General features: G+C 61.7%; 3 protein-coding genes. 2 read left to right on the top strand and 1 reads right to left on the bottom strand.

The genetic code is table 11. The features are described from left to right. Positions 1-782: 782 nt before the first annotated feature. Positions 783-1,238 carry a phosphate-starvation-inducible PsiE family protein gene (locus Q8P46_09900; protein MDP2620473.1) on the bottom strand — a complete coding sequence of 152 codons (456 nt, stop codon included), beginning with the start codon at positions 1,236-1,238 and terminating at the stop codon, positions 783-785. 366 nt (positions 1,239-1,604) lie between these two features. On the opposite strand from Q8P46_09900, the gene Q8P46_09895 reads away from it, so the two are divergent. Both Q8P46_09895 and Q8P46_09890 read left to right on the top strand, forming a co-directional pair. Continuing rightward, the gene (locus Q8P46_09895) at positions 1,605-3,776 is read left to right on the top strand and encodes an esterase-like activity of phytase family protein (GenBank protein ID MDP2620472.1); all 2,172 of its coding nucleotides are present in this window, start codon (positions 1,605-1,607) and stop codon (positions 3,774-3,776) included. A 464-nt stretch (positions 3,777-4,240) separates the two neighbouring features. Then, on the top strand, positions 4,241-4,408 hold the full coding sequence (locus Q8P46_09890; protein MDP2620471.1) for a hypothetical protein: 168 nt from the start codon (positions 4,241-4,243) through the stop codon (positions 4,406-4,408). Positions 4,409-4,578: the final 170 nt, after the last annotated feature.

The following is a 4,578-nucleotide window of genomic DNA, read 5'->3' as shown; positions in this document are numbered from 1 at the left end:
GCTGGCAGGTTCTCGCCGACGGTAGCAGCCGGCGCATCGTCCCGGAGGAAGGCGAGGAGCGCTTCAACGCGCACCATTATTTCATGACCAATCCGAGCCTGTCGGGCCGCGGCAAGTCGCTCAAGCAGGATTTCCCGCGCCGCATCACCAGCGCCGGCGCCCAGGACTGAATGTGATCAACGGCGAGCATGCACCGGGGCGGCTCGACGACCGCGTTCCCGTCGCCGTCGTCGATATCGGCCAATGCCCCTCCGCCAGTCCCAGGGCACCCCTTGCAACCGGCGAGCCGCAGCCCTGCGCGCCCGCTTTGACAGTATTTTCCGGCGACCAACCGGATACGTTCTGCTCGATCGGCTTCTGGCCCAGCTTCATTGCCGAAAGCGCGAGTTCCTGCGCGTCCTCGAACGTCCCGAGATCCCGCTCCGCACCAACGGCTCGGAAAACGACACCGTGCCTTCGCCACCAAGCGCAAGGTCTCCGGCGGGATCGTAAGCGAGGCAGGGCGAGACGCCCGCGATGTCGGCCTCGGTCCTAATGAAGACCTGCATGAAGCTCGGCGTCCCGTTCTTCGTCTATCTCGACGACCGGCTCGCCATTCCTAACACCATTCCCATCGCGCTCCTCCCGCACCTTATCCGGCAGGCCCCGCAAACCTGATCGCCCGAAAATCTGCCCCGGTTACCTCCGCTGAGAACACAGTGCGCTCCGTCGGCCGTTCGAAAAACGAAGGGCCTGGGCGGATCGCGCTTCTGGGGCCGCGCACCCAGCACTTCGCCCCGATCTCAGGCGGCTCCGTTGCCGTGCTCGGAATTCGGGGACAGCTTTGCGGTCAAGAAACGCAGGCCGATCAGCAACGCGATGGCCGCCATACCCAGCAGGACCTTGTCGGGCTCGTATTCCTTGAACCACAGACCCATGAGTTCTCCGATAAGAACCACAAGCGCGGTGTCCAGGATGAACGTTACGCGCACCCTACCGAGCTTCAGGTATGCCTGGAGCGTGCGGATCACCTCGAGGAGCGCCAACATGATCAGCGCATTGACAATGGTGTGCTCGGCAAGCCTTGCCCAACTTCCGTCCAGCAGTCCGCCCAAGTCGAGCACCATGCGCGCAATGCCTGCGCCCATCCACAGGGCCAACACACCGATCAACACGGTGCATAAGCCTTTGATGATCGTCGGGGTTAGCCGATCCGAAAGGAGGTTCCAGTATTTCGCTTGCGTGCCAACCGGGCTCACTTTGCTTGCAATCCTCAATCTGTAAGTTCGCGGACCCGGAACTTCGTGTCACTTCCCTCTCCCGAGCCCTGCGCTGTGACGCTCGACCGCTTCATAGTCAGGTGCCTTGACAATTTGGTGACGGAACCTCCTCGCGGCTGTTGGCCGCGGCACAGGTTTAGGCAACCTCGGCCATCCCGATCCTTACGCGCCTGTCGAGGCGCGGCTGCGCCCGTGAGCGCTGGTTCGACGTGCGCCTTAAATCATCTAACGACCGGTTCTGTCGCAAAAGGTTGTCGCAATTGTCACATCGGCGACATGTGGCCACGCCATGGTCGACACCACCCCTTTCCTGAAGAGAGATAACCGATGATGAAACCCGCAATCATGGCCTTGGTCGCCGCCACCGCGACTCTGGCACCCACCGGCCGCGCTTTGGCCGAACCAGTTTTCAACCGCATCGCATCATTCGCGGTGAACACGAACCTTCCGGCGGATATGGATCAGAAGACGGAAACGTCCGCCGAAATCATCACCGCAAGCGGAGATGGGATGACGCTTGTCTATTCCGACAGCCCCGCCAACATGGTCGGATTTATTGATATTGCCGACCCGGCCAATCCGAAGCCGGCCGGCACAGTCAAGATGGACGGCGAGCCGACCTCCGTTGCCCTCGTGGGCGACAAGGTGCTCGCAGGCGTCAATACGTCAGAGAGCTACACCAATCCATCCGGGAAACTCGCAGTGATCGGCCTTGGCTCCAAGTCGGTAGAAGCCTACTGCGACCTCGGCGGCCAGCCGGATTCAGTCGCGGTCTCTCCGGACGGTTCCATTGTCGCGATCGCGATTGAGAACGAGCGCGACGAGGACAAGAACGGCGGCGCGATCCCGCAAATGCCGGCGGGCAATGTGACGATATTCAAGCTCACGAACGGCACGCCGGACTGCGCAAGCAAGATTGTCGCCGAGTTAACGGGGCTCGCATCGTTCGCCGGTGACGACCCGGAGCCAGAATTCGTCGATATCAACGCCCGAAACGAAATCGCCGTCACGCTTCAGGAAAACAATCACGTCGTGATCCTGAGCGGCACAGACGGCAGGGTCATTTCCCACTTCACCGCCGGCACGGTAGATCTTGCTGCCGTCGACACCCAGGAAGAAGGCGCACTCACTTTCGACGGAACGTTGACGGCCGTCGCCCGCGAACCGGACGCCGTTCAGTGGCTCGACGATGACCGCATTGTCATCGCTAACGAGGGAGACTACGAGGGCGGCTCGCGCGGTTTCTCAATCTTTAGCAAGACGGGCGAACTGCTCTACGAATCCGGCCTCGATTTTGAATACCGCGTCGCCGCGGCCGGCCACTACCCGGAGAAGCGCTCCGGCAACAAGGGCGTCGAACCGGAGGGCCTCGAGGTCAAGACCTTCGGCGACACGACCTACATCTTCGGGCTGTCCGAGCGCGGCTCGGTCGTCGGGGTCTACAGAGATACCGGCGCCGAACCAGAATTCTTGCAGTTGCTCCCCTCGGGCCTCGGGCCGGAGGGCGCCGTCGCCATTCCGGATCGCGATCTCCTCGCCGTCTCCAATGAGGTGGATCTGATCGAGGACGGCGGCGTGCGCTCGCATGTCACGATCTACCGCCGCGCGGAAGGTGAGGCAGCCTACCCAATGCTCGTCTCCGGCGTGGACGGAAACGGCCGTCCGGTCGGCTGGGGCGCGATATCGGGTCTTGCCGCCGATCCGGAACGACCCGGCATCCTCTACGCCGTGAACGATTCCTTCTACGCCATGCAGCCGACGATCTTCACGATCGACGCGAACCAGAAGCCGGCCAAGATCACAAACGCTCTGCGCGTAACCCGCGCCGGCCAGCCGGCCCAGCTTCTGGACCAGGAAGGGATCGTGGCCGATGGCAACGGAGGCTTCTGGATCGCCTCCGAAGGGCGTACCGACCGCGGCATTCCCCATGCCATCTACCATGTGAACAGTAAGGGGGAGATCAAGCAGACAATCGGCCTGCCGGAGGAGCTATCGGCCAATGAGATCCGCTTCGGCTTCGAAGGCATCACCGCTGTCGGCGCGGGCGACGACATGACGCTATGGATGGCCGTGCAGCGCGAGTGGCGCGAAGATCCGAACGGCTTCGTGAAGCTCGTTGCGTACAACCTGAAGAAGAAGGAGTGGGGCGCGGTGCGCTACGCCCTCGACAAGCCGGAAACGGGTTGGATAGGTCTCTCGGAGATTACCTCCCATGGCGACTACGTCTATGTCCTAGAACGCGATAACCAAATCGGCGCCGCCGCGAAGGTGAAGAAGCTCTACCGTGTAGCCTTGTCAGAGATGAAACCAGCCAAGCTCGGCGGTGAACTGCCGGTCGTTGGCAAGGAAGAAGTGCGAGACTTCATTCCCGACCTGACGAAGACGGGTGGTTATGTCGTCGACAAGATCGAGGGCTTTGCGATCGACGCGGCCGGCAACGGCTATGCGGTCACGGACAATGATGGCGTCGACGACTCGAACGGCGAGACCCTCTTCTTCTCTATCGGCAAGATGTAGACCACCAATCATGACGCCTTTAATGAGCCGGGGCTCTCGCCCCGGCTTTTCTATTTCAGCTCCTGCGTCGTGTCGCAACCCTATTTGCTGGCGCCCATGCCCGCGTGAGCGGCCGATAGGGCTATGGAACGGCTTTAGCTGATGGGGCGGCTCGTTGACATCGAGCACGTCATCGATCTGCCGCAGCAAGTGCTCCGCGCGGACATGATCCTCAAGGCAGAGGTCGTAGAAAGGTCCTCTCCGGTGCCACCCATTCGCCCACCATTGCGCCCGTTCCCGGACCGATAACCCCGGGAAAACGGAATCACGGTTCGCGAACGCCTACAAGGACCTCGGCCAGCGGAGCGCCAATGCCTGGAGCATGAGCATTAACCCACTCAAGACGCTCTTTTGTTGATCGCCCAGAAAGAACTGGACTTGGCTCGCGCAAAGGGGCGTGCATGCCCTGATAAGGGAGCACGGCCATGCCCGACGATCATGCAGATATCGAGCTAATCCGCGGGCTCTTCGCCGCAGCGACCGAGATACTGGAGGATGCCCATGAGGCGGTCGTCCAAGGGCAGACGCCGGACCGTGTGCTTGAGGAGTGCCAAGCTATGAAGCAACGCTCAACCAGGCCGCCGACCAGCTGAAACGCCTTGCCCTTAGCCTTGAGGTGCATGGTGCCGTATCGGATTGTGTTGGAATTCGGCGTGACGCAGCCTCCGGCGGTTTGAAGGTATAGGTTCAGGCGGCCAGGTCAATCGGGCGGTCGGCGACCTTGGTGTTGAGCGTCTGCCATCCGTCGACCTTTCGCATGTTG

This window comes from Hyphomicrobiales bacterium (assembly GCA_030688605.1).
Lineage (GTDB): Bacteria > Pseudomonadota > Alphaproteobacteria > Rhizobiales > NORP267 > JAUYJB01.
This window is presented reverse-complemented; position numbering and strand designations above follow the sequence as displayed.

Coding starts and splice junctions, on each gene's coding strand:
- Q8P46_09895 (MDP2620472.1), top strand. CDS start 1,605: ATGGCCTTGGTCGCCGCCACCGCGACTCTGGCACCCACCGGCCGCGCT.
- Q8P46_09890 (MDP2620471.1), top strand. CDS start 4,241: ATGCCCGACGATCATGCAGATATCGAGCTAATCCGCGGGCTCTTCGCC.